The 23096-nt window shown below is 69.2% G+C and carries 22 protein-coding genes and 1 pseudogene; 10 read left to right on the top strand and 13 right to left on the bottom strand.

The annotated features are described in order from the left end of the window. Window positions 1–27 precede the first annotated feature (27 nt). Entirely contained in the window at window positions 28–690 is a 663-nt protein-coding gene (gene yrfG, locus PKO50_RS28795; RefSeq protein ID WP_275627927.1) for a GMP/IMP nucleotidase, read from the bottom strand. Window positions 691–804: 114 nt separating this feature from the next. Here yrfG and nudE point away from each other — a divergent pair, with 114 nt between their 5' ends. The 6 genes and pseudogenes from nudE (at window position 805) to PKO50_RS28765 (ending at window position 6268) form a co-directional block, all read left to right on the top strand. Then, window positions 805–1371 (top strand): ADP compounds hydrolase NudE, encoded by a 567-nt coding sequence (nudE, locus tag PKO50_RS28790; RefSeq protein ID WP_089390989.1) that lies wholly within the window; start codon window positions 805–807, stop codon window positions 1369–1371. Continuing rightward, a complete protein-coding gene (gene cysQ / locus PKO50_RS28785; protein ID WP_109935084.1) occupies window positions 1371–2189 on the top strand; it encodes a 3'(2'),5'-bisphosphate nucleotidase CysQ in 819 nt (272 codons plus the stop codon). The genes nudE and cysQ overlap by 1 nt, the downstream gene beginning before the upstream one ends. A gap of 238 nt (window positions 2190–2427) precedes the next feature. Next, a complete protein-coding gene (gene mutM, locus PKO50_RS28780; RefSeq protein ID WP_109935085.1) occupies window positions 2428–3240 on the top strand; it encodes a bifunctional DNA-formamidopyrimidine glycosylase/DNA-(apurinic or apyrimidinic site) lyase in 813 nt (270 codons plus the stop codon). Window positions 3241–3353: 113 nt separating this feature from the next. Continuing rightward, window positions 3354–3931: pseudogene (locus tag PKO50_RS28775) on the top strand (lysophospholipid acyltransferase family protein). An 85-nt stretch (window positions 3932–4016) separates the two neighbouring features. After that, complete coding sequence (locus PKO50_RS28770; protein WP_089390985.1) at window positions 4017–4358, top strand: multidrug transporter; 342 nt, start codon at window positions 4017–4019, stop codon at window positions 4356–4358. Window positions 4359–4402: 44 nt separating this feature from the next. Then, window positions 4403–6268: a Na/Pi symporter gene (locus PKO50_RS28765; protein WP_275627926.1), complete on the top strand. Its 1866-nt coding sequence runs from the start codon at window positions 4403–4405 to the stop codon at window positions 6266–6268. Window position 6269: 1 nt separating this feature from the next. Here the strand turns inward: PKO50_RS28765 and ggt are convergent, their stop codons facing one another. The 6 genes from ggt to PKO50_RS28735 form a co-directional block, all read right to left on the bottom strand. Next, entirely contained in the window at window positions 6270–7973 is a 1704-nt protein-coding gene (ggt, locus tag PKO50_RS28760; RefSeq protein WP_275627925.1) for a gamma-glutamyltransferase, read from the bottom strand. A gap of 144 nt (window positions 7974–8117) precedes the next feature. After that, on the bottom strand, window positions 8118–8369 hold the full coding sequence (locus PKO50_RS28755; RefSeq protein WP_089390982.1) for a YfhL family 4Fe-4S dicluster ferredoxin: 252 nt from the start codon (window positions 8367–8369) through the stop codon (window positions 8118–8120). 131 nt (window positions 8370–8500) lie between these two features. Then, window positions 8501–8980 carry a pantetheine-phosphate adenylyltransferase gene (coaD, locus tag PKO50_RS28750; protein ID WP_109935089.1) on the bottom strand — a complete coding sequence of 160 codons (480 nt, stop codon included), beginning with the start codon at window positions 8978–8980 and terminating at the stop codon, window positions 8501–8503. A gap of 185 nt (window positions 8981–9165) precedes the next feature. Further along, window positions 9166–10761: a GMC family oxidoreductase gene (locus PKO50_RS28745; RefSeq protein WP_275627924.1), complete on the bottom strand. Its 1596-nt coding sequence runs from the start codon at window positions 10759–10761 to the stop codon at window positions 9166–9168. A gap of 42 nt (window positions 10762–10803) precedes the next feature. Next, the gene (locus PKO50_RS28740; RefSeq protein ID WP_275627923.1) at window positions 10804–11349 is read right to left on the bottom strand and encodes a twin-arginine translocation pathway signal protein; all 546 of its coding nucleotides are present in this window, start codon (window positions 11347–11349) and stop codon (window positions 10804–10806) included. Window positions 11350–11382: 33 nt separating this feature from the next. Further along, window positions 11383–12813 carry a coniferyl aldehyde dehydrogenase gene (locus PKO50_RS28735; protein ID WP_109935092.1) on the bottom strand — a complete coding sequence of 477 codons (1431 nt, stop codon included), beginning with the start codon at window positions 12811–12813 and terminating at the stop codon, window positions 11383–11385. A gap of 242 nt (window positions 12814–13055) precedes the next feature. On the opposite strand from PKO50_RS28735, the gene PKO50_RS28730 reads away from it, so the two are divergent. After that, window positions 13056–13727 carry a TetR/AcrR family transcriptional regulator gene (locus tag PKO50_RS28730; RefSeq protein WP_275627922.1) on the top strand — a complete coding sequence of 224 codons (672 nt, stop codon included), beginning with the start codon at window positions 13056–13058 and terminating at the stop codon, window positions 13725–13727. 417 nt (window positions 13728–14144) lie between these two features. Here the strand turns inward: PKO50_RS28730 and PKO50_RS28725 are convergent, their stop codons facing one another. From PKO50_RS28725 to PKO50_RS28700, 6 genes are all read right to left on the bottom strand, one after another. Then, window positions 14145–14555, bottom strand: coding sequence for a GNAT family N-acetyltransferase (locus PKO50_RS28725; protein ID WP_275627921.1), 411 nt, complete (start codon window positions 14553–14555; stop codon window positions 14145–14147). Window positions 14556–14634: 79 nt separating this feature from the next. Then, window positions 14635–15630, bottom strand: coding sequence for a hydrolase (locus tag PKO50_RS28720; protein ID WP_275627920.1), 996 nt, complete (start codon window positions 15628–15630; stop codon window positions 14635–14637). A gap of 28 nt (window positions 15631–15658) precedes the next feature. Further along, window positions 15659–16249: a RhuM family protein gene (gene rhuM, locus PKO50_RS28715; protein ID WP_275627919.1), complete on the bottom strand. Its 591-nt coding sequence runs from the start codon at window positions 16247–16249 to the stop codon at window positions 15659–15661. Window positions 16250–16278: 29 nt separating this feature from the next. Next, window positions 16279–16887: a 16S rRNA (guanine(966)-N(2))-methyltransferase RsmD gene (gene rsmD / locus PKO50_RS28710; protein WP_275627918.1), complete on the bottom strand. Its 609-nt coding sequence runs from the start codon at window positions 16885–16887 to the stop codon at window positions 16279–16281. Further along, window positions 16887–18380, bottom strand: coding sequence for a pitrilysin family protein (locus tag PKO50_RS28705; RefSeq protein WP_275627917.1), 1494 nt, complete (start codon window positions 18378–18380; stop codon window positions 16887–16889). Before PKO50_RS28705 ends, rsmD begins: the two co-directional genes overlap by 1 nt. Beyond that, a complete protein-coding gene (locus PKO50_RS28700) occupies window positions 18373–19743 on the bottom strand; it encodes a pitrilysin family protein (RefSeq protein WP_275627916.1) in 1371 nt (456 codons plus the stop codon). Before PKO50_RS28700 ends, PKO50_RS28705 begins: the two co-directional genes overlap by 8 nt. Window positions 19744–19892: 149 nt before the next feature. Between PKO50_RS28700 and ftsY the strand changes: the two genes are divergently transcribed. Genes ftsY through ftsX form a run of 3 tightly spaced genes read left to right on the top strand, consistent with a single transcriptional unit; the run spans window position 19893 to window position 23037 of the window. Next, entirely contained in the window at window positions 19893–21362 is a 1470-nt protein-coding gene (gene ftsY / locus PKO50_RS28695) for a signal recognition particle-docking protein FtsY (RefSeq protein WP_275627915.1), read from the top strand. After that, window positions 21359–22030, top strand: coding sequence for a cell division ATP-binding protein FtsE (gene ftsE, locus PKO50_RS28690; protein WP_009615202.1), 672 nt, complete (start codon window positions 21359–21361; stop codon window positions 22028–22030). The genes ftsY and ftsE overlap by 4 nt, the downstream gene beginning before the upstream one ends. After that, complete coding sequence (gene ftsX / locus PKO50_RS28685) at window positions 22030–23037, top strand: permease-like cell division protein FtsX (protein WP_109934085.1); 1008 nt, start codon at window positions 22030–22032, stop codon at window positions 23035–23037. The genes ftsE and ftsX overlap by 1 nt, the downstream gene beginning before the upstream one ends. Window positions 23038–23096: the final 59 nt, after the last annotated feature.

Raw genomic sequence — 23096 nt, 5'->3', positions numbered from 1 at the left:
CCTGCGGCCTGCAGCCTGTAGCCGCTCTTAAAGCCCCTCGATCAGGCTGCGATAGTCGTCCACCGCCGCGAATTCCGCGGTGTCCTTTGCGCCCTGGCGGCTGTCCGGCTGGCGTACCGCCAGCAGGTGGGCGATGCCGAAGGTGCGGGCGCTGCGCAGGATCGGCAGGCTGTCGTCGATGAACAGGCTGCGCGCCGGCTCGAAGCCGAAGTCGGCGTGCAGGGCCTGCCAGAACTGCTGGTCTTCCTTGGGGAAGCCGTAGTCGTGGGAGCTGATCAGGCGGTCGAACCAGGGCGCCAGCTCCACCCGTTCCAGCTTCAGCGACAGCGAATCGCGGTGCGCGTTGGTGATCAGCGCCACGCGCTTGCCGGCGCCGCGCAATGCGGCGAGGAAGGTGTCGGCGTCCGGGCGCAGGGCGATCAGGTGCGCCACCTCGCGCTTGAGGTCGCGGACCGACAGCCTCAGTTCGCGGCTCCAGAAGTCCAGGCAATACCAGTTGAGCTGCCCGGCGTTGTCGCGGAACAGCGGCAGCAGCTCGGCGTCGGCCTGCTCGCGGCTGATGCCGTGGTGCTCGGCGTAGCGCTGCGGCAGGTGCTGCAGCCAGAAATGGTTGTCGAAGTGCAGGTCGAGAAGGGTGCCGTCCATGTCCAGCAATACGCTGTCGATCCCGGCCCAGTCCAGGCGTGGCATGCTCTGCCCTGTCGCGAAGTGCCGCCCTGTCGCCGCCGGGGCGCAAGGTTCGGCACGGATTATCGGAAAAGGCGGGTATCATAGCCCACCCGGACCCGCCCCAGGAGTCGTCCCATGCGTCAGAAACCCGAGGTGCTCGCCCGCGAGATCGTCGCCAAGAGCCGCCTGTTCGCAGTCGAAGAGCTGCAATTGCGCTTCGCCAACGGCGTCGAGCGGACCTACGAGCGCCTGGTGGGCAAGGGCCAGGGCTACGGCGCGGTGATGGTGGTGGCGCTGCTGGACGCCGAGCACGCGGTGCTGGTGGAGGAATACTGCGCCGGCGTCGACGAGTACCAGCTGTCGCTGCCCAAGGGGCTGGTGGAGCCGGGCGAGGACGTGCTGGCCGCGGCCAACCGCGAGCTGAAGGAAGAAGCCGGCTACGGCGCCGGGCGGCTGGAGCACATCACCGAGCTGTCGCTGTCGCCGGGCTACATGAGCCAGCGCATCCAGGTGGTGCTGGCCCGCGACCTCTACCCCGAAAGCCTGCCGGGCGACGAGCCTGAGCCGCTGCGGGTGGACCGCATCAACCTGCGCGAGCTGTCGAGCCTGGCGCAGAACGCCGCCTTCAGCGAAGGCCGCGCCCTGGCCGCGCTCTACCTGGTGCGCGATATCCTGACCCAGCGTGGGGAGCTGCAGCTCTGATGCAAGACCTGATTCCATCCGTCGTGGCGCTGGTACAGCGCGCCGGCGACGTCATCCTGCCGTTCTGGCGCAGCGAACTGAAAGTCGACGTGAAGGCCGATGCCTCGCCGGTGACCGCCGCCGACCTGGCCGCCCACCGTGTGCTGGAAGAGGGCCTGCGGGCGCTGGCGCCGGAAGTGCCGGTGCTGTCCGAGGAGGACTGCGCCATCGCCCTGGCCGAGCGCCGCCAGTGGTCGCGCTGGTGGCTGGTCGATCCGCTGGACGGCACCAAGGAGTTCATCGCCGGCAGCGAGGAATTCACCGTCAACGTCGCCCTCATCGAGCACGGCAAGGTGCTGTTCGGCGTGGTGGGCGTGCCGGCCACCGGCCGCTGCTACCACGGCGGCGCCAGTCTGGGCGCCTGGCGCCAGGACGCGGGCGGCGCGCCGGAACCGATCAGCGTGCGCAACGCGCCCGCCGAAGCCTTCACCGTGGTGGCCAGCAAGCGCCACTCCAGCCCGGCCCAGGAGCGCCTGCTGGCCGGCCTGGGCGAGCGCTTCGGCGACCTGACGCTGGCCAACATCGGCAGCTCGTTGAAGTTCTGCCTGCTCGCCGAGGGCGCGGCCGACTGCTACCCGCGCCTGGCGCCCACCTCGCAGTGGGACACCGCCGCGGCCCAGGGCGTACTGGAAGGCGCCGGCGGCGAAGTGCTGGACCTGCGCGGCGAGGCCTTCACCTACGAGGCCCGCGAGGATTACCTGAACGGCTCCTTCCTGGCCCTGCCGAAGGCGGCCGCCTGGCGCGACGAGCTGATCCAGCTGGCCCGCGCGCTGGATTGATTTCACGCGCCCTGCGCGCGAAATCGCTTCCCGTAGGAGCGGACCTTGTCCGCGATAGCCGGACACACCGGCGCGATTCGCGGATAAGATCCGCTCCTACGCCACGCCTCCGCGCCATTCCCCTGTAGGAGCGCGCCCTGCGCGCGATTTCGCGGGCAGGGCCAGCTCCTACTGGCAAGCGAAGCGGTTCGCGAGCAAGCTTGCGCCTACAGACCGATCATCATCGCCGTGACTTTCCATGCCTGAATTACCCGAAGTCGAAACCACCCGCCGGGGCATCGCGCCCTATCTCGAAGGCCAGCGCGTCAGCCGTGTGGTCGTCCGCGACCGGCGCCTGCGCTGGCCGGTGCCCGAGGACCTGGACGTGCGCCTGTCCGGGCAGCGCATCCTGAGCGTGGGGCGGCGGGCCAAGTACCTGCTGCTGGAGGCCGAGGCGGGCACGCTGATCAGCCACCTGGGCATGTCCGGCAGCCTGCGCCTGGTGGAATGCGGGCTGGCGGCGGCCAAGCACGAGCACGTGGACATCGAGCTGGAGTCGGGCCTGGCGCTGCGCTACACCGACCCGCGGCGCTTCGGCGCGCTGCTCTGGAGCCAGGCGCCGCTGGAGCACGAGTTGCTGCGCCACCTGGGCCCGGAGCCGCTGACCGACGCCTTCGAGGGCGAGCGCCTGTTCCAGCTGTCCCGCGGCCGCAGCATGGCGGTCAAGCCGTTCATCATGGACAACGCCGTGGTGGTCGGGGTGGGCAACATCTACGCCACCGAGGCGCTGTTCGCCGCCGGCATCGACCCGCGCCGCGAGGCCGGGAGCATCTCGCGGGCGCGCTACCTGAAGCTGGCCGAGGAGATCAAGCGCATCCTGGCCATCGCCATCGAGCGCGGCGGCACCACCCTGCGCGACTTCGTCGGCGGCGACGGCCAGCCGGGCTACTTCCAGCAGGAGCTGTTCGTCTACGGCCGCGGCGGGGAGTTCTGCAAGGTCTGCGGCGGCACCCTGCGCGAGGTGCGCCTGGGCCAGCGCGCCAGCGTCTACTGTCCGCGCTGCCAACGCTGAGCGGGCGCTTTTCCGCTATTGCTATTGGGCGGTTCGCGAAGAGCGGCCGTCTGTAGGAGCGAGCTTGCTCGCGAACCATGCCCCTGCACCCATAACAACAAGAAGGTCCATCGATGTCCGGCAACTACCTGCCCCCAACCCCTTCGCCGAGTGGCTCGGCCGCAGCATGCTGAAAGCCGCCGGCTGGCGCATCGAAGGCGCGCTGCCGGCCCTGGACAAGTTCGTGGTGATAGGCGCGCACCACACCTCCAACTGGGATTTCATGCTGTTCCTGGCGGCCAAGTTCGTGCTGCGCCTGAACGCCCGCTGGTTCGCCAAGCACACCCTGTTCCGCCGGCCGTTCGGCGGCCTGTTGCGGCGCTGGGGCGGCATCCCGATCCGGCGCCACCTCAAGCTGAACACCGTGGACCAGGCGGTGCAGGCCTTCCGCGACAGCCGCGAGATGATGTTGATCATCTCCCCCGAGGGCACGCGCAAGAAGGTCGAGCGCTGGAAGATGGGCTTCTACCACATCGCCCGCGGCGCCGGGGTTCCGGTGGTGTTGGCCGCGCTGGACTACGGCAACCGGCGCATCGTCATCGGCGAGCCGTTCTGGCCCAGCGGCGACGAAGCGGCCGACCTGGGGCGGATGCTGGCCTTCTACCGCCCCTTCGTACCGCGCAAGCCGGCATACGCCTTCCTCGGCGGTTGATGGCCATCACGCTGACAAGCCCTGTCGCGCTGATATAGTTAATGGCAGTCTGCCTGCCAACCCAGCATGAAAAAGGATTTACGCCATGAACCTGTTCCGCGCCCTGGCCGTCGTTCTGGCCCTGACCCTCGGCCTGTCGGCCGTTCCCGCCCAGGCCTCCGACGCGATCAGCAACACCTCCAGCGGGGACCCGATCTACAGCACCAACTCGCCGCCGTTCTACAAGATGCTCGGCGACCTGATCATCGCCCGCCCGCTGCTGCTGGGCGCCACCGTGATCGGCACCGCGGCCTTCATCGTCAGCCTGCCGTTCACCGCCCTGGGCGGCAACGTCAAGGAAGCCGGCCAGGCCCTGGTGGTGGACCCGGGCAAGGCCACCTTCGTGCGCTGCCTGGGCTGCACCGAAAGCGGCTACAAGCAGGACTGACCCTGCCGCGCCGGTGATGCCGGCGCGCCCTTCCCGAGGGGGTCATGGCCCGTAGCGAATTGAAGAAGCACCTGCGCCCGCTGCTCCTGCTGCTGGCGGCGGGCGTGCTCGGCTACGCCTTCTGGTCCAGCGCCGGGCTGCTGCAGCTGGGCGCCGGCCTGGCGCTGTTCCTGTTCGGCATGCAGTGCCTGGAGGAGGGCCTGCGCGACCTGGCCGGCAGCCAGTTGGAGCTGTGGCTCGAACGCAGCACCTCGACACCGTCCAAGAGCCTGCTGTTCGGCCTGTGCGGCACCTTCGTGCTGCAGTCCAGCACCCTGGTCTCGCTGCTCACCATCGCCTTCATCAGCACCGGGCTGATCCAGCTGGCCAGCGGCATCGCCATCCTCTTCGGCGCCAACCTCGGCGCCACCAGCGGCATCTGGCTGCTGGCCCTGGCCGGGCAGAACCTGAGCCTCAGCCCCCTGGCCCTGCCGCTGCTGGTGTTCGGCGTGCTGGCCGGCTTCAACGGGCCGAAGAGCAAGGCCGCCGGGCGCATCCTCATGGGCATCGCCTTCATCTTCCTGGGCATCGACCAGATCAAGGACGGCTTCTCCAGCTTTGGCGACGCCCTGGACATGACCGGCCTGCAGGCCGAAGGCGTGCTGGGGGCCTTGCTGTTCGTCGGCATCGGCACGCTGATCACCGTGGTGCTGCAGTCCAGCCATGCCACCCTGATGCTGACCCTGGCGGCCCTGGCCGGCGGCCAGCTGGAGCTGGGCCAGAGCCTGGCCATCGCCATCGGCTCCAACGTCGGCAGCAGCGTCACCACCGCCTTCGTCGGCTCCCTGGGCGGCAACCGCAACGGCCAGCGCCTGGCCCTGGCCCACGTGCTGTTCAACCTGGTCAGCGGGGTACTCGCCTTCGCCCTGCTGGCGCCGTTGACCTGGCTGGTGCGCTGGCTGACCGCCCAGGTCGGCCTGGGCGACAACCTGCTGATCCAGCTGGCGCTGTTCCATACCCTGTTCAACGGCATGGGAGTGTTGCTGTTCTGGCCGCTGCAGACGTGCCTGGCGCAGTGGCTGATCCGCTGGCTGCCGGACGTGGAGGAGCCTTCGGTGCTGATCACCGACCTGGCCCCGGCGACGGCGGCGCCACTGCCGGAGCGCACCCATGCGCGCTACCTCAGCGAGCGCGCCCTGGACTCGGCGGACGCCGCCGCCAGCGCGGTGACCCAGGAGCTGCAGCACCTGGGGCGCCTGAGCATCGAGGTGATCTGCCACGCGCTCTACCTGCCGGTGGACCTGCTCAACCAGCCGAAGGTGGACGAGGCCGCCCTGCAGGCGGGGCCGGAGCGCTTCGCCATGGACGCCCAGGCGCTCTACCAGCAGCACATCAAGGGCGTGTACGGCGACCTGCTGAGCTTCATGGGGCGCCTGGAGACGCCGCTGGACGAGGCCCACCAGCATTTCTGGATGGCCTGCCAGGTGGCGGCGCTGCAACTGGTGGACGCGGTGAAGGACGCCAAGCACCTGCAGAAGAACCTGGGCGTGGCCCTGCAGGGCGAGCCTTCGGTGGCGCGGGACTGCTACCTGGAACTGCGCCGCCACCTGCTGGGCGCGCTGCGCGAGGTACGCGCCATCGGCGCCCTGGACCCCCGCCAGCTACCGGAAGGCGCCTGGGCCGCGCGCCTGGCGCTGTTCGACGAGCAGGCCGCGCAGTTCGACGGCGCCTTCCGCAACCACCTGTTCGCCGCGGTGCGCCGCCATGAACTGGACGGCGCCCAGACCAGCTCGCTGATGAACGACCTGGGTTACGCCAGCCGTATCGTGCAGAGCCTGCGCAACGTGCTGCAGCTGCGCGTCGAGCAGGGCCTGGACGGCGCCCTGCCCGAGCGCGCCGCCGACGAGGCGTCGCCGCTGCCGGTGCCCTGACTCAGTAGTGTACCGTGGTCCCGGCGGCCAGGCCGATGCCGCGCGGGTCGCTGGCGGCGTCCACGTTCCCGGTCTTCTTGCGCCACAGCAGCACCTGCTGGTTGCCGTAGGACGGCGCGACTTCCTTGAGGCTGTAGCCACGGCCGGCCAGCTCGGCCTTCTGCGCATCGGTGAAGGTGCGCGGCTCGTGCTCCAGCACGTCGGGCAGGTACTGGTTGTGGTAGCGCGGCGCGCCCACCCAGTTCTGCACCGAGCGGCCGTCCAGGTACTGCAGCATGGCCAGCAGCACCATGCTGGGGATGCGGCTGCCGCCCGGGGTGCCGAAGGCCGCCAGTTCCCCGGGGCTCTCGATGAAGCTCGGGCTCATGCTCGACAGCGGGCGCTTGCCGGGGGCGATGGCATTGGCCGCGCTGCCGGCCAGGCCATAGGCGTTGCTGCCCTGGATGTCGGCGGCGAAGTCGTCCATTTCGTCATTGAGCAGCACGCCGGTGCCGGGCGCGGTGAAGGCGGCGCCGAACGGCAGGTTGACCGAGAGGGTGGCGGCCACCGCGTTGCCCTGTTCGTCGATCACCACGAAGTGCGTGGTGTGGTCGCCTTCGCGCCAGCTCGGCGCCGGCGGCAGGGTGGCGCTGGGGGTGGCGCGGCGCGGGTCGATGCCGGCGGCCAGGCGCTTGAGGTAGTCGGGGGCCAGCAGTTGCTGCACCGGGTTGGCGATGCGGTCGGGGTCGCCGAGCATGCTGCGGTCGTGGTAGGCGCGGCGCAGGACTTCGGCCACGTAGTGCACGCGCTGGATCGGCTCGGCCTTCTGCCAGGGCAGCTGGGCCAGCATGCCCAGGCTCTGGGCGATGGCCACGCCGCCGGCCGAGGGCGGCGGCGCGCTGACCAGCTCGCGGCCTTCGCCCAGCGGGTAGCGCAGCGGCTGGCGCTCCACCACCTGGTAGCTGCGCAGGTCTTCCAGGCTCCAGATGCCGCCGGCGGCGCGCACGCCCTGCACCAGCTTGTCCGCCGTCTCGCCTTCGTAGAAGCCGCTGCGGCCGTAGCGCGCCAGGCGCGACAGGGTGTCGGCCAGCTCCGGCTGGCGCAGCAGGTCCCATTCCTCGGGCAGGTTGCCCTGCTGCAGGAAGATGCGCGAGGTCTCGCGGTCCTTGCGCATGGCCTCCAGGCGGCCGGCGGCGCGGGTGATGTAGATGCGGTCGACGGAGACGCCGTCGGTGGCCAGGCGGATCGCCGGCACCAGGTTGTCGGCCAGCGGCTTGCGGCCGAAGCGGCTGGTGATTTCCACCAGGGCCGCGGGCAGGCCGGGGATGGCGGCGGCCAGGGGGCCGTTCAGCGACAGTTCCGGTTGCACCTTGCCGTTGCGCACGTACATCTGCGCGCTGGCGGCCAGCGGCGCGCGCTCGCGGGCGTCGATGAAGCGGTAGCTGGGCGTCGGTCCGGCCTGGCGCAGGAGGAAGAAGCCGCCACCGCCCAGGCCCGAACTGTAGGGCTCCGCCACCGCCAGCGCGGCGGCGATGGCCACCGCGGCGTCGAAGGCGTTGCCGCCGCCGGCGAGGGTTTCCAGGCCGGCCACGGTGGCCGCCGGGTGGGCGCTGGCCACGGTGGCCTGGGCCACCGGCTGGCTGGCGGCGTGGACGCTGGCGGCGCCGAGCAGCAGCAGGCCGCAGGAGAGGGCGAGGGAATGGAAACAGCGGTTCAGCAGGGACATGGCATCTCACGAATCGTCGGGCGGCCCCGGACCGGCGTCCGGGAAAAACCACGGGAGCGAATTGGGAGGATAGACAATCCCGCTGCTTCGCGGTTGCCGAGTGCGCTGTGGGAAGCCGGCGATCGGCCTGTCAAGCCGCCGGGGTCAGGCCTTGCCGGTGAGCTTGAGGTACTTCTGCATCAGTTCGTCCTTGCTCTCGACATGGGCGTCGTCGAGGGGGATGCAGTCCACCGGGCAGACCTGCTGGCACTGCGGCTCGTCGTAGTGGCCGACGCACTCGGTGCACAGGTTGGGGTCGATCACGTAGATCTCCTCGCCCTGGGAGATGGCGCCGTTCGGGCACTCGGGTTCGCAGACGTCGCAGTTGATGCAGTCGTCGGTGATTTTCAGGGACATCGAAAAACTCCGGCCTTGGCGCGTGGCCAGGCTGTCAGCAAGGGAATTGCTGCAATTTTGCCGCATTGGCGTGCGCGTTGCACGCCGGCCGGATCAATTGCCGCCTTCCCTGGCGGCGCGCAGGCGCTGGATCAGCGCTTGAAGCGCTCGGCCAGGGCGGCGGATACCGCCGGGTGCACGAATTTGGTGATGTCGCCGCCCAGGGCGGCTATTTCGCGGACCAGGGTCGAGGAGATGTACGAGTACTTCTCCGAGGGGGTGAGGAACATGCTCTCCACGTCCGGGGCGAGCTGGCGGTTCATGTTGGCCAGCTGGAACTCGTACTCGAAGTCCGATACCGCGCGCAGGCCGCGCAGCAGGATGTTGGCGTTCTGCTCCTTGACGAAGTGCGCGAGCAGGGTGGAGAAGCCGACGACTTCGACGTTGGGCAGGTGCGAGGTGACCTGGCGCGCCAGTTCGACCCGTTGTTCCAGGGGGAACAGGGGGTTCTTCTTGGGGCTGGCGGCGACGGCGATGATCACCTGGTCGAACAGGCGCGAGGCCCGCTCGACCAGGTCGGCATGGCCTTTGGTGATGGGGTCGAAGGTACCCGGGTACAGCACTCGGTTCATCGCAGCGTCCTGGTGGTTCAAGGGGCAGGCGTGGGCATTGGCGGGGCTGGATGGTAACGCAGCAGCCCGGATGGGCCAAGCGACCTTGGTAGTGCCCGCCGGCGCGGACTACCTGATTTTTCCCGGCGAATGCCGCCGGCCGGCGCGCAAGGCCCGTGGCAGAGCCTTCGCGCCGGGAGCGGGGCTCAGGCCTTGCCGAGGCGTTCGGCGAGGCCGCTGGCCAGTTGCGCGGTGAGGCCGTAGACCGACAGCTGCGGGTTGGCGCCGATGCTGGTGGGGAACAGCGAGCCGTCGTGGATCGACAGGTTCTCCAGCTGGTGGTGGCGGCCGAGGCTGTCGCACACCGACTGCTTCGGGTCCTCGCCCATGGCGCAGCCGCCCATCACGTGGGCGCTGCCCAGGCGGGTGCGGTACAGCTCCAGGCTCAGGCCGTCGATCAGCGCGCGGGCCTCGGCCGGGGTCTTCACGTAGCCGGCGTCGGTGTGCAGCGGCAGCACTTCGCGGGCGCCGGCGGCGAACTGCACCTCGGCCATGGTGTGGAAGGCGCGGCGGATGCCGTCCCAGGTGTAGTCGGTCATGTGGTAGTCGAGCACCGGGGTGTCGTCGCCGCGCAGGCTCACGCTGCCCACCGCGCTGTCCGGGTGGAAGCCGTCGCGCATCAGGGCGAGGATCATGTTGGTGTGCGGCAGCTGCTCCATGCGCAGGGCGTTCTCCACGCCGAAGCTGCCCAGCAGGGTGGCGGCCAGCGCCGGTTGCAGCGGCGGCACTTCGAGCTTGTAGGACATGCGCCCGGTGGCGCCGTCGTCCCACTGGAAGTGGTCGGAGTAGATCGACTGCGGCGCGCCGTAGAAGGGGTTGACCACCTGCTCGAACAGCGCGGCGCTGAAGTTCACCACGTGCAGGAAGGTGCGCTGGCCGACGCGGCCGTTGGGGTCCGGGGCCTTGGAGCGCAGCAACACCGCCGGGCTGTTGATGCCGCCGCCGGCGAGCACGTAGTGGCGCGCCTTGACGGTGACCTTGCGGCCGGTGGGCGCCACGCAGCGGGCGTCCATGGCCAGGCATTCCAGGCCGCCGACCTTGTCGCCGTCCAGCAGCAGGCGGTTGGCGCGGGCCAGGAACAGCAGTTCGCCGCCCCTGTCGAGGGTGGCCGGGATGGTGGTGACCAGCATCGACTGCTTGGCGTTGGTCGGGCAGCCCATCCCGCAGTAGCCGAGGTTCCAGCAGCCGCGCACGTTGCGCGGGATGACCTTCCAGTGATAGCCGAGCTTCTCGCAGCCCAGGCGGATCACATCGTTGTTGAAGTTCGGCGGCATGATCCAGGGCGCCACGCCCAGGCGCTCTTCCATCCTGGCGAACCAGGGCGCCATCTCCGCCGGGCTGTGGCCCTTGACGCCATGCTCCTTGGCCCAGTGTTCCAGGGTAGCGTCCGGGGTGCGGAAGCTGGAGGTCCAGTTGACCAGGGTGGTGCCGCCCACGGCGCGGCCCTGGAGGATGGTGATGGCCCCGTCCTTGCTCATCCGCCCGACGCCTTCCTGGTACAGGCTGGAGTAGGCCTCCGGCTCCTGCAGCTTGAAGTCGGAGCTGGTCTTGAGCGGGCCTTCCTCCACCAGCAGCACCTTGTAGCCGGCGCCGCTGAGGATTTCCGCGGTGGTGCCGCCGCCAGCGCCGGAGCCGATGACGACCACGTCGGTTTCCAGTGTCAGGTCGTTGTCCAGGCGCGAGCCGTCGTGGACTTTCCAGCCGCGGGCCAGGCCTTCGGCGAACAGATCGGGTACGGGCATCAGGGGTACTCTCGGGAATTCTTGTTATGGGAGTGGCGGGGCTCAGACCTTCGGCGGCCCGGGGTAGCCGCAGTGCGCCCAGGATTCCGGGCGCCCGTACCAGGCCATCATCACCAGCTGCAGCAGCGAGCTGTGGCCCATCTTCAGCAGGCCGATGGCGCTGTTCTGCCAGCGCTCCAGGAAATGCCGCACGTCGTCCGCGCTGGCCTTCTCCCAGCTGCCCCAGACGCCGGTGAGCGGGCCGCGGGTGACCGGCAGGGCCAGCACGTCGAACAGCTGCACGGTGAGCTTGAGCATCTCCTGCGAGAGGTGGTCGAGGGTGTGGTCCAGGCCCGCGAGGGTGCCCTGCACCGCCTCGGCCATGCGCTCGGCCGGCACGGCGCCAGCCAGCATCACCGGGATCAGGGCGCGCAGGAAGGGCAGGTCGGATTCGCGGATGACCTTCATGCCGCTGGCCGGGGTGCTGGCCGAGCAGCCGCTGAGGGTGGCGGTGACGCCGGCCGTGGCCAGGAAGGCGCCGCCGAGCAGGCCGATCTTGAGCACGCCGCGCCGGGAGAGTCCCGGCGCGCTCAGGGAGGTGTCTGTCATTCTTGTTGTTTCACCTGGGTGGAGTACGCGGTCTCAGCGGATGAACAGCTTGTAGACCAGTTTCTGCAGCGACTTGCCGTAGGGCGGGTAGATCACCCGGGCGGCGTTGAAGCGCGGCTTGCTGAACACCGCCTTGGCCTTGCTGAAGGTGAGGAAGCCTTCGTGGCCGTGGTAGTGGCCCATGCCCGAGGGGCCGACGCCGCCGAAGGGCATGTCGTCCTGGGCGACGTGCAGCAGGGTGTCGTTCAGGCATACGCCGCCGGAGTGGGTCTGCGCCAGCACGTGGTCCTGCTCGCGCTTGTCGTAACCAAAGTAGTACAGCGCCAGCGGCCGCGGCCGGTCGTTGATGTAGGCCAGGGCCTCGTCCAGGCGCTGGTAGGGGATGATCGGCAGCAGCGGGCCGAAGATTTCGTCCTGCATCACCTTCATGTCGTCGTCGACGTTCAGCAGCAGCGCCTGGGGCAGGCGCCGCCCGCTGGCTTCCGGCAGCAGGCGGATGACCTGCGCGCCCTTGGCCTCGGCGTCGCTCAGGTAGCCGTTGAGACGGGCCAGTTGGCGTTCGTTGATGATGGCAGTGTAGTCCGGGTTGTTCTCCACGCTGGGGAAGAAGCCTTGCACCACCTCGCGGTAGGCGCTGACGAATTCCTCGACGCGCTGCTGCGGCACCAGCACGTAGTCCGGCGCCACGCAGGTCTGCCCGGCGTTGAGCGACTTGCCGAAGGCGATGCGTTCGGCGGCGTCCTTGATCGGCACGTTCTCCGAGACCAGCGCCGGCGACTTGCCGCCCAGCTCCAGGGTGACCGGGGTGAGGTTCTCCGCCGCGGCGCGCATCACGTGCTTGCCGACGCTGGTGGCGCCGGTGAACAGCAGGTGGTCGAAGGGCAGCTTGGAGAAGGCCACGCCGACGTCCACCTCGCCCTGGACCACGGCCACCAGGTCCTCGGGGAAGACCTTGGCCAGCAGCTCCTTGAGCACCTGGGCGGTGGCCGGGGTGGACTCGCTCATCTTGATCATCACCCGGTTGCCGGCGGCCAGGGCCGCGGTCAGCGGGCCGATGGCGAGGAACAGCGGGTAGTTCCACGGCACTATCACCCCGGCCACGCCCAGCGGCTGGTACTCCACGCGGGCCGAGGCCGGCATGAACTGCATGCCGACGCTGCGCCGCGAGGGCTTCATCCAGCGCGCCACGCGTTTGCGCGCGTAGTGCACGCCGTGCAGGCTGGGCATGATCTCGGCCAGGCGGGTCTCGTCGGCGGAGCGGTTGCTGAAGTCGCGGGAAATGGCGTCGATGATCGGCTGCTGCTCGCGCACCAGCAGGTCGGCCAGGCTCCTGAGCCATTGCTGGCGCTGGCCGGCGCTGGGCAGCGGGTTGGCGCGGTAGGCCTGGCGCTGGCGCTCGAACAGGCTCTGAAGCTGGTTGATGTCCTGCTGTGTCTGCTGCAGGTAGGCGATGTCGGCGACCATGGCGGGCTCCTCGGCGGACCGGCTGGGGGAAGCGCTCCGGGTGGGGGGCGCTTCGCGTTGTGCTTGTCGCTGGATTTTTAGAGCAATTACTCTAAAGTGTCAAATAGCATGCCGCGCCAACGCCGCGCGGCCCACCCAACGAAAAGCTGGGCGAGCGCCCGGAGTGTTACGCCGGCTGCACCGTACGTAGCAATCCGTGTACCTTTGCCCCTTGCCGTAGAAAAGTGATTCCGAGCCCGCGCATGGCCCCACGCATCAAGACCCGCGACCGCATCGTCCAGGAGAGCCTGGCGCTGTTCAACGCCCAGGGCGAGCGCAGCGTCACCACCAACCACATCGCCGCGCACCTGGGGATTTCCCCGGGCAACCTGTACTACCACTTCCGCAACAAGCAGGCGATCATCGCCGAGCTGTTCGCCGAGTACGAGGCGCGGGTGGACGACTTCCTGCGCCTGCCCGACGGCCGCGCGCTGACCATCGAGGACAAGACCTTCTACCTGGAGGCGCTGCTGGCGGCCATGTGGCGCTACCGCTTCCTGCACCGGGACCTGGAGCACCTGCTGGAAAGCGACGCGGAGCTGGCCGCGGCCTACCGCGCCTTCGCCCGGCGCGCGCTGGTGAACGCCAAGGCCATCTACCGCGGCTTCGTCGAGGCCGGCATCCTGCGGATGGACGAGATCCAGCTGGAGGCCCTGACCCTCAACGCCTGGATCATCCTCACCTCCTGGGTACGCTTCCTCTGCACCACCCACCAGGTCACCGGCGACCTCAGCGAGGAGCTGCTGCGGCGCGGCATCTACCAGGTGCTGGCGCTGGAGAGCGGGCACATCGCCGAGGATTCGCAGGCGGCGGTGGAGCGGATCGCCGAAAGGCTGTACGTGCCGTTGACGGAAAGTTCTTCGCAGGGCGTGTGAGTTATCCACAGGGATGATCGCGGACTGCGTCCTACGTTTGGCTTTTCGTAGGAGCGAGCTTGCTCGCGAACGGGCGTCTGCCGGTGAGTGTTTGGTGTTCGCCCAAGAGCGCCCTCTCCCTAACCCTCTCCCTGAAGGGAGAGGGGACCGTTGGGCAGGGTTGGAGGTCCCGTAGTCAGCCGGCAACACCGAAGGCTTCCGGCTGAAACCTTGCCTTGTCTCGGCACGGACAAGCCCCCTCTCCCTTCAGGGAGAGGGCTGGGGAGAGGGAAAGGAACTCAGCTTCGCACCGAAGCAACCGGCAGACGCCCGTTCGCGAGCAAGCTCGCTCCTACATGGCAGAGAAGAGCACCGTCGTAGGATGGGTTGAGCGAAGCAATACCCATCCTACGAAAAGCCGAATCGGCCCCGCCGGTATCAATCTTTGCGCGGCCCAGGCACCAGCGGCTGGCGCAGTTCCAGGCCATGGCGGAGGAAGAAATCCTCGACGCCATCGGTCGCGTCGGTATAAAGGCGCGCGCCGGGATGGTCGGCGATGAAGCGCTGCATCAGCGAAGTGCCGATGCCACGGCCCTGGTGAGCGGGCAGCACCGCCAGCTCGGCCAGCCAGGTGGTCTGGGCGTTCTCCGGCTCGGCGCGGAGCAGGCCGACCACCTGCTCGCCCTCGCTGGCCAGCAGCACGTAGCCGGAAGATTCGCAGAGATCGCGCAATTCGTCCGCGTCGTTCGGGTGGCCCCAGCCGACGGTGCGGTAGAGCGCCGCTATGCCAACGCACTGGGCGTCGTCCAGTGAGGTGACGCGGTGAATCCGGATGGTCGCTTCGCTCATGGCTTCCCCTCCTTGCCCTTTGGCGCCTCCAGCCTGGACCATCGCTGGCCGGCCGATGCTGATCCCGGTCAAGCCCGCGTCAGCCGGCGCTGCCGTGCAGGGCCAGCAGCCAGTCGGGGATGCGCCTTTCCAGATAGTAGTCCGGTCGTCCCGGCGTGCCGCCGATGAAGCCCACATGGCCGCCGTGCTCGTGCAGCTCCAACTGGGTGCTGGCCGAGAGTTCGTCCGCCGGCGGGATGCTGCCGGCGTCGATGAAGGGGTCGTCGCTGGAGTGGATGACCAGCGTCGGGGTATGGATGCCGCCCAGGTAGAAGCGGCTGGAGGCGCGCTTGTAGTAGTCGTGGGCGTCGGCGAAGCCGTGCAGCGGCGCGGTGACGCGGCCGTCGAAATCCCAGAAGGTGCGCATGCCGTCCAGCGGGCCCAGGCGCTCCAGGGCCGCCAGGTGCTCCTGGGCGCCGCGCTCGGCGAAGCTCTGCTGCTTGTTGCGCACGTAGGCCACCAGTTCGCGCATGAAGTGCGCCTGGTAGATGCGCGAGAAACCGATACCGATGCGGTCGGCGCAGCGGTCCAGGCGGAACGGCACCGACACCGCCACGGCGCCGCGCAGCGGGCTGTCGCCACCGCGCTCGCCAAGGTACTTGAGCAGCACGTTGCCGCCCAGCGAATAGCCCACCGCGTACAGCGGCGCCAGCGGGCGCATGCGCCGCAGGTGCTCGATGACCGCCGCCAGGTCCTCGCTGATGCCCGAGTGGTAGCCGCGCGGCAGCAGGTTGGGCTCGCCCGAGCAACCGCGCCAGTTCAGCGCCACGCTGGCCCAGCCGCGGGCCTGCAGGGCGAACTGCAGGCCGCGGATGTAGTGCGAGTCGGAAGAACCGGTCAGCCCGTGGACGGCCAGCACCAGCGGCGTGCGGGCGTTGTGCGGGCCATGCCAGTCGAGGTCGAGGAAGTCGCCATCCTCCAGCCACAGCCGCTCGCGCTCGCGCTGCAGCACCGGCGCCTTGCGCAGCAGCGAGCCGTAGAGCGTCTGCAGATGCGGGCCGGGGAGCCACCAGGCGGATTGGAAGGCGGTCGTCATGTGGGCACGGGTCAGTTGCGGATGAGGTTCATGCTCTGCGCCACGAGCAGTGCGATGGCAGCCAGGGCATTGTGGTTGATCTTCGGTTCGTCGTCGTGTTTGAAGTGGCTACCAAGGTGCGCGCATAGCCGGCGATGACGCTCACCAGGCCCCGCGCCTCGGGCAGGCTGGCCTGGTCGTGGAACAGCGTCCGTTCCAGTTCGCGAACCCGTGCCTGCTGGGCTTTCAGGCGTTGCTCGTTGAGTGCGTAACCCTGAACCAGGTAGTCCTTGAGCACCTGGTTGGCCCAGATGCGGAAGCGTGTGCCTTGCCGGGAGTTGACGCGGTAGCCGACGGAGATGATGGCGTCGAGGTGGTAATGCTTGAGCCGGCGCTGCACCTTTCGCCGGCCTTCCTCGCGAACTACTAAGAAATCCTTAGTAGTTGTCTCTTCCTGCAACTCGCCTTCCCGGTAGATGTTCCTCAGGTGCATCAGCACGTTTTCCGGCGTCGTGGCGAACAGCTCTGCCATCTGCCTCTGAGTCAGCCAGGCGCTTTCGCCTTCCAGACGAACTTCGGTGGTCTGGCCGCTGTCATCCGCCTGATAAATGGCGATGGGGCTCTGCGTCGGTTCGTCCATTGGCTGCTCCTTGCGCCAGGTGGTTTGGCTTATTGGCTGCTGCGCCGCCACAGCGCGTAATGCACATTCCCCGCCTGCTTCTCCCTATGCAGCCGCCAGTTGGCCGGCAGGCCGAGGCTGGAGGGGACGCTTTCGCTCTCGGTGTAGACCCAGGCGTCGGGGGCCAGCCAGCCGTTTTCCTCCAGCAGGCGGCAGGCGTTCTGCAGCAGGTCCTGGTGGAAGGGCGGGTCGAGGAATACCAGGTCCACCGGCTCGGGGGCCGGCTTGGCCAGGTAGGCGAGGGCGTCCTGCAGCTGCACTTCGCCGTTCTCGCATTTCAGCGTGGCCAGGTGGCCGCGCAGGGCGGCCACGGCTTCGCGGTTCAGGTCCAGGGCGGTGCCGCGGCTGGCGCCGCGGGACAGCGCTTCGAGGAAGAGCGCGCCGCTGCCGGCGAAGGGGTCGAGCACGCGGGCGCCGGGCACGTAGGCGGCCAGCCAGTTGAACAGGGTTTCGCGCACCCGGTCGGGGGTCGGGCGCAGGCCCGGGCCCTCGGGGAAGGCGAAGCGGCGGCTGCGCCATTCCCCGCCGATGATGCGCAGCTGGCCCTGCCCGCCGTGCTGGCGGGCGGCCTGGGCGGGGGCCTTGGGTCGTCTGTTCATCAATGCTCCGGAACGCCGAGGGGCTGTTCGGCCGGTTTGTCGGTGGGCGGCGGCAGCGGTTTCTGCGGCACGGTCGGGCCGGCGGTGACGACGACGAAGGCGTCCGGGTCGACGTGGCGCTGCATGGCCGCCTTGACCTTGTCCACGTCCAGCGCCTGGACCTGGGCCAGGAAGGTCTCCAGGTAGTCCGAGGGCAGGCCGTAGAAGCCGATGGCGCCGAGCTGGCCGACGATGTCGGCGTTGCTCGCGGTGGACAGCGGGAAGCTGCCGGCCAGCTCGCGCTTGGCGTCGTCCAGTTCCTTCTGCGTCGGGCCGTTCTTCACGTAGTCGCGGACTATGTCCTGGACCAGCCTGAGGGTGCCCTCGCTCAGCTCGGCGCGGGTCTGCAGGCCGATGGTGAAGGGGCCGCGCGCCTGCATGCCGGTGAAGCCGGAGGATACGCCGTAGGTCAGCCCGCGCTTCTCGCGCACCTGGTCCATCAGGCGGGTGCCGAAGCCGCCGCCGCCGAGGATCTGGTTGCCCAGGTAGAGCGCCGGGTAGTCCGGGTCGTTGCGGGTGATGCCGAGCTGGGCCAGCAGCAGGTGGGTCTGCTTGGAGGGGAACTCGATGTGGCTGGCGCCGGGCTTGGGCACCTGCGCCATGGCCACCGGCGGCAGCGCCGGGCCCTTGGGCAGCGAGGCGGAGACCTTGGCGGCGATGGCCTCGGCCTCGGCGCGGCTGAGGTCGCCGACCAGCGCGATCACCGTGTTGCCGGCGGCGTAGCCCTTCTGGTGGAAGGCGCGCAGCTGGGCGGTGCCGATCTTCGGCACCGACTGCTCGTTGCCGTCGCTGGAATGGGCGTAGGGGTGGTCGCCGTAGAGGCGCTTGAACAGTTCCAGGCCGGCCAGCTTGCCGGGGTTCTGCTTCTGGTACTCGAAGCCGGCCAGCACCTGGTTCTTGATGCGCGCCAGGGCTTCCTCGGGGAAGGTCGGCTGGCCCACCACCTGGTCGAACAGGGCCACGGCGGCGTCGCGCTTGTCCTTCTCGCTCAGGCTGCGCAGGCCGGCCACCGCCATGTCGCGGTAGGAGCCGTTCATGAAGTCGGCGCCCAGGTCCTCGAAGCCGGCGGCGATGGCGCTGGTGTCCTTGCCCGGCACGCCTTCGTTGAGCATGGCGTTGGTCAGCATGGCCTGGCCGGGGGCGTCGCCGTCCTGGCTGCTGCCGGCGGCGAAGGTCAGGCGCAGGTCGAACATCGGCAGCTCGTGGGCCTCGACGAAGAGCACGCGGGCGCCTTCGGCGGTGGTCCAGCGCTGGATGTCCAGCTGGCGGTGTCCGGGTTTCTTGCCGGCGGCCTCGGCCAGCGACTGCAGGCCGCTGGGCGTTGCCGTGGCCGGCGCCTGCGGGGTGGGGTTGCTGCCGCCGGCGGGGCGGCTGACGCAGAACGCCAGGCCGGCGACCAGCAGCAGGACGACCAGGCCGAGCAGGCCGTAGCGCAGGCCGTTTCGTTCACTCATGGGTCGGCTCCTTGTCGGTATCGGCTTGCGGCAGCACCTGGGCGAGGGTCAGGCGCGAACGGACGAAATAGGTGCGGGCGGCCTTCTGGATGTCTTCGGCGGTGACCTGGCGGATGGCTTCCAGGTCCTGGTCGGCGAGGCGCCAGGACAGGCCGACGCTCTCCAGCTGGCCGATGCTGCTGGCCTGGGCGGCGATGGAGTCGCGCTCGAAGACCAGCCCGGCGATCAGCTGGGCGCGCACGCGCTCCAGTTCTTCCTGGCTGGGCGGGGTGGTCTTGAGCTCGTCGAGCTGTTGCCAGAGGGCCTTCTCCACCTGCTCCAGGGTCTTGCCCTTCTGCACGTTGGGGGTGGCGCTCAGGGTGAACAGGGTGTCGCCGCGGGCGAAGGCATCGTAGGAGGCGGAGGCGCCGGCCACCAGTTCCTGGCCGCGCTCCAGGCGCGAGGACAGGCGGGCGCTGTAGCCGCCGTCGAGCAGCGCGGAGACCAGCCGCAGGGCGTGCGCCTCGCGCGGGTTCTCGCTGCTGCCCAGGCTGGGCACGTTGAAGCCCATGATCAGGCTGGGCAGCTGGGTGCGCACCTGGAGGGTCAGCCGGCGCTCGCCCGGGTCGGGCACTTCCAGCGGCTTGCGCGCCGGCGGCAGTTCGCGCCGCGGGATGTCGCCGAACCAGCGCTGGGCCAGGGCCCTGACCTCCTCGGGCTGGACGTCGCCGACCACCACCAGGGTGGCGTTGTTCGGCGCGTACCAGGCCTTGTACCAGGCGCGCAGGTCGTCGATGGTCATGCGCTGCAGGTCGGCCATCCAGCCGATGGTCGGCGAGTGGTAGCCGCTGGACAGGTAGGCCGCCGCCTTGAAGCGCTCGTAGGCCAGGGCGTAGGGCTTGTCCTCGGTGCGCAGGCGGCGTTCTTCCTTGATCACCTCGATCTCGCTCTTGAACTGGTCGGCCGGCAGCGTCAGGTGCGCCATGCGGTCGGCCTCCAGCTCGAAGGCCACCGGCAGGCGGTCCTTGGCCAGCACCTGGTAGTAGGCGGTGTAGTCGTCGGTGGTGAAGGCGTTCTCCTCGGCGCCGAGGTCGCGCAGGATGCGCGAGGCCTCGCCCGGGCCCATCTTGCTGCTGCCCTTGAACATCATGTGCTCCAGGGCGTGGGACAGGCCGGTGAGGCCGGGCGTCTCGTAGCTGGAGCCGATCCTGTACCAGAGCTGGGAGACCACCACGGGGGCGCGGTGGTCTTCGCGAACTACCAGCTTGAGCCCGTTGTCCAGTACGTATTCGTGGGTCGGCTGGGGTTCGGCGGCGAGGGCGAACAGCGGCAGGCAGAGCACGCCCCAGAGCAGGCCGAGCGTGCGGCGTGGAGGGTTTTTCATGGTCGAACGGATCCTTGCTGATGGCCCGTTGGGTGGCGGGATGACTGTCGGGCAGCCGCCTAACCCCGGCAGGCGAGGAGATGCTAGGATACCCATCCGTTTTCCGGGCGGCCACGTCCCGTGCCGCTCCCTTGAGATGCAAGCCATTCATGTTTGGTTCCAACGACGACAAGAAGGCCCCGCAGGGCGGGGACAAGAAAGGCCTGTTCAGCTGGTTCCGCAAGAAACCCCAGGCCGAAGAGACCGTAGCGCCAGCCTCCGAAGCCGAGGCGGCCCCCGCGCAGCCGGCGGAAAGCCCGGCGGCGCAGCCTGAGCAGGCCGCACCGGCCCCGGCAGCCGAAGCGCCCCGGCCGGCGCCCATCGATGAGCTGCGCACGCCGCTGCCCGTTGCCCCCGCCGAACCGCTGGCGCCAGCCCCGCCGGCCGAAAGCCTGCCCGCCGAGCCGCTGGAGCCGGTCCGCCCGGCCGAGCCTCAGGTCGCCAGCGAACCGCAGCCCCCGGTCGAGGCGGTAGCGCCCGTTGCCCCCGCCGCGCCCGTGGTCGAGCCTGTCCCGGCTCCGGCTCCGGCTCCGGCTCCGGCTCCGGCTCCGGCTCCGGCTCCGGCTCCGGCTCCGGCCGCGGAACAACCGCCGGTCGCAGCGCCCGCGCCCGCCGCCGTCGAGAAGCCCGCCGCCGTCGAACCGGCCAAGCCCGGCTTCTTCGCCCGCCTCAAGCAGGGCCTGTCGAAGACCAGCGCCAGCCTCGGCGAGGGCATGGCCAGCCTGTTCCTCGGCAAGAAGGCCATCGACGACGACCTGCTCGACGAGATCGAGACGCGCCTGCTGACCGCCGACGTCGGCGTCGAGGCCACCACCGCCATCGTGCAGAACCTGACCAAGCGCGTGGCGCGCAAGGAGCTGGCCGACAGCGAGGCGCTGTACAAGGCCCTGCAGGAAGAGCTGGCCGGGCTGCTGCGCCCGGTCGAGCAGCCGCTGGCCATCACCGCTGAAAAACAGCCCTACGTGATCCTCGTGGTCGGGGTGAACGGCGTGGGCAAGACCACCACCATCGGCAAGCTGGCGAAGAAGCTGCAGATGGACGGCAAGAAGGTCATGCTGGCCGCCGGCGACACCTTCCGCGCCGCCGCCGTGGAGCAGTTGCAGGTGTGGGGCGAGCGCAACAACATCGCGGTGATCGCCCAGCATACCGGCGCCGACTCGGCCTCGGTGATCTTCGACGCCGTGCAGGCCGCCAAGGCCCGTGGCGTCGACGTGCTGATCGCCGACACCGCCGGGCGCCTGCACACCAAGGACAACCTGATGGAAGAGCTGAAGAAGGTGCGCCGGGTCATCGGCAAGCTGGACGACACGGCTCCCCACGAGGTGCTGCTGGTGCTCGACGCCGGCACCGGGCAGAACGCCATCAACCAGGCCAAGCAGTTCAACAACGCCGTGGAACTCACCGGCCTGGCCCTGACCAAACTGGACGGCACCGCCAAGGGCGGGGTGATCTTCGCCCTGGCCAAGCAGTTCGGCCTGCCGATCCGCTACATCGGCGTCGGCGAAGGGATCGACGATCTGCGCACCTTCGAGGCCGACGCTTTCGTCCGTGCATTGTTCGAGACCCGGGAGACCGCATGATCCGCTTCGAGCAGGTCGGCAAACGCTATCCCAACGGCCACGTCGGCCTGCATGACGCCTCGTTCCGCATCCACCGCGGCGAGATCCTCTTCGTCACCGGCCACTCCGGCGCCGGCAAGAGCACCCTGCTGCGGCTGATCCTGGCGATGGAGCGGCCGACTTCCGGCAAGCTGCTGCTCGGCGGCCAGGACCTGGCGCGCATCACCACCGCGCAGATTCCCTTCCTGCGCCGGCAGATCGGCGTGGTGTTCCAGAACCACCAGTTGCTCAACGACCGCACGGTGTTCGACAACGTCGCCCTGCCGCTGCAGATCCTCGGTCTGCCCAAGGCGGAGATCGCCCAGCGGGTGGAGGCGGCGCTCGACCGCGTGAGCCTCAAGGAGAAGGCCGAGGACCTGCCGTCCGACCTCTCCACCGGCCAGCAGCAGCGCGTCGGCATCGCCCGCGCGGTGGTGCACCGCCCGGCGCTGCTGCTCGCCGACGAACCCACCGGCAACCTCGACCCGCGCCTGGCCTCGGAGATCATGGGCGTGTTCGAGGACATCAACCGCCTCGGCACCACCGTGCTGATCGCCAGCCACGACCTGGCGCTGATCGCGCGCATGCGCCATCGCATGATCACCCTGCAGCGCGGGCGGATCATCGCGGACCGCGAGGAGGAGGCCTGATGAACGACCAGCAACTGCCGCACGCCCCGGAAGAGGGCACGCAGCCGAAGAAGAGCCGCGAGCGCGTGGAGAAGGAATCCACCGACTGGGGCCAACTGTTCAGCGCCTACGGCGAAAGCCACCGCGCCAGCCTGGTGGACAGCCTCAAGCGGATGTTCGGCCACCCCTTCGGCAGCTTCTTCACCTGCCTGGTGATGGGCATCACCCTGAGCCTGCCCATGGGCCTGTCGCTGCTGCTGGGCAACGTCGAGCGCCTGGGCGGCTCCTGGCAGCGCGCGGCGCAGATTTCCCTGTACCTGGACCTGAAGACCAGCGAAAGCCAGGGCCAGGACCTGCGCGAGCAGATCGAGCGCATGCCCGACGTGATCGAGGCGCAGCTGATCAGCCGCGAGGACGCGCTGAAAGAGCTGCAGGAACAGTCCGGCCTGGGCGAGGCGCTCAAGGAGCTGCCGGAGAACCCGCTGCCGGCGGTGATCTCGGTGACGCCCAAGCAGGTCGATCGCAACCAGCTCGATGCCCTGCGTCAACGCCTGGCCGAGCTGCCCGGGGTACAACAGGCCCAACTGGACCTGGTGTGGGTCGAGCGGCTGTCGGCCATCCTCAAGCTGGGCGACCGTTTCGTCTTCGGCCTGACCGTGGTGCTGGTGCTGACCCTGCTGCTGGTGATCGGCAATACCATTCGTCTGCACATCGAAAACCGTCGTAACGAAATCGAAGTGATCAAGCTGGTCGGCGGGACCGACGGCTACGTTCGCCGGCCCTTCCTTTATATGGGGGCGCTCTACGGCCTGGGCGCCGGCATCCTGTCCTGGGCCCTGCTGGAGTTCGGCCTGAACTGGCTGAACGCCTCGGTGGTCAACCTCGCCGGCCTCTACGGCAGCGATTTCGCCCTGGCCGGCGTGCCCTTGAACGACGGCCTGTCGCTGACCATAGGCGCGGTGCTGCTGGGCTGGATCGGCGCCTGGCTGGCCGTGGCGCGGCACCTGCGGGAGCTGGCGCCGCGCTGACAACTGACTGATTTCCCCTGTTTTCTTTTTGGCTGTAAAGGAACTTTTACACCCGCTTG

Origin of the sequence: Pseudomonas sp. 273, assembly GCF_029201425.1 — a bacterium.
Classification (GTDB): Bacteria; Pseudomonadota; Gammaproteobacteria; order Pseudomonadales; family Pseudomonadaceae; genus Pseudomonas; species Pseudomonas delhiensis.
Note: the sequence above shows the minus strand (reverse complement) of the source record. Positions and strands in the feature narration are given on the sequence as shown.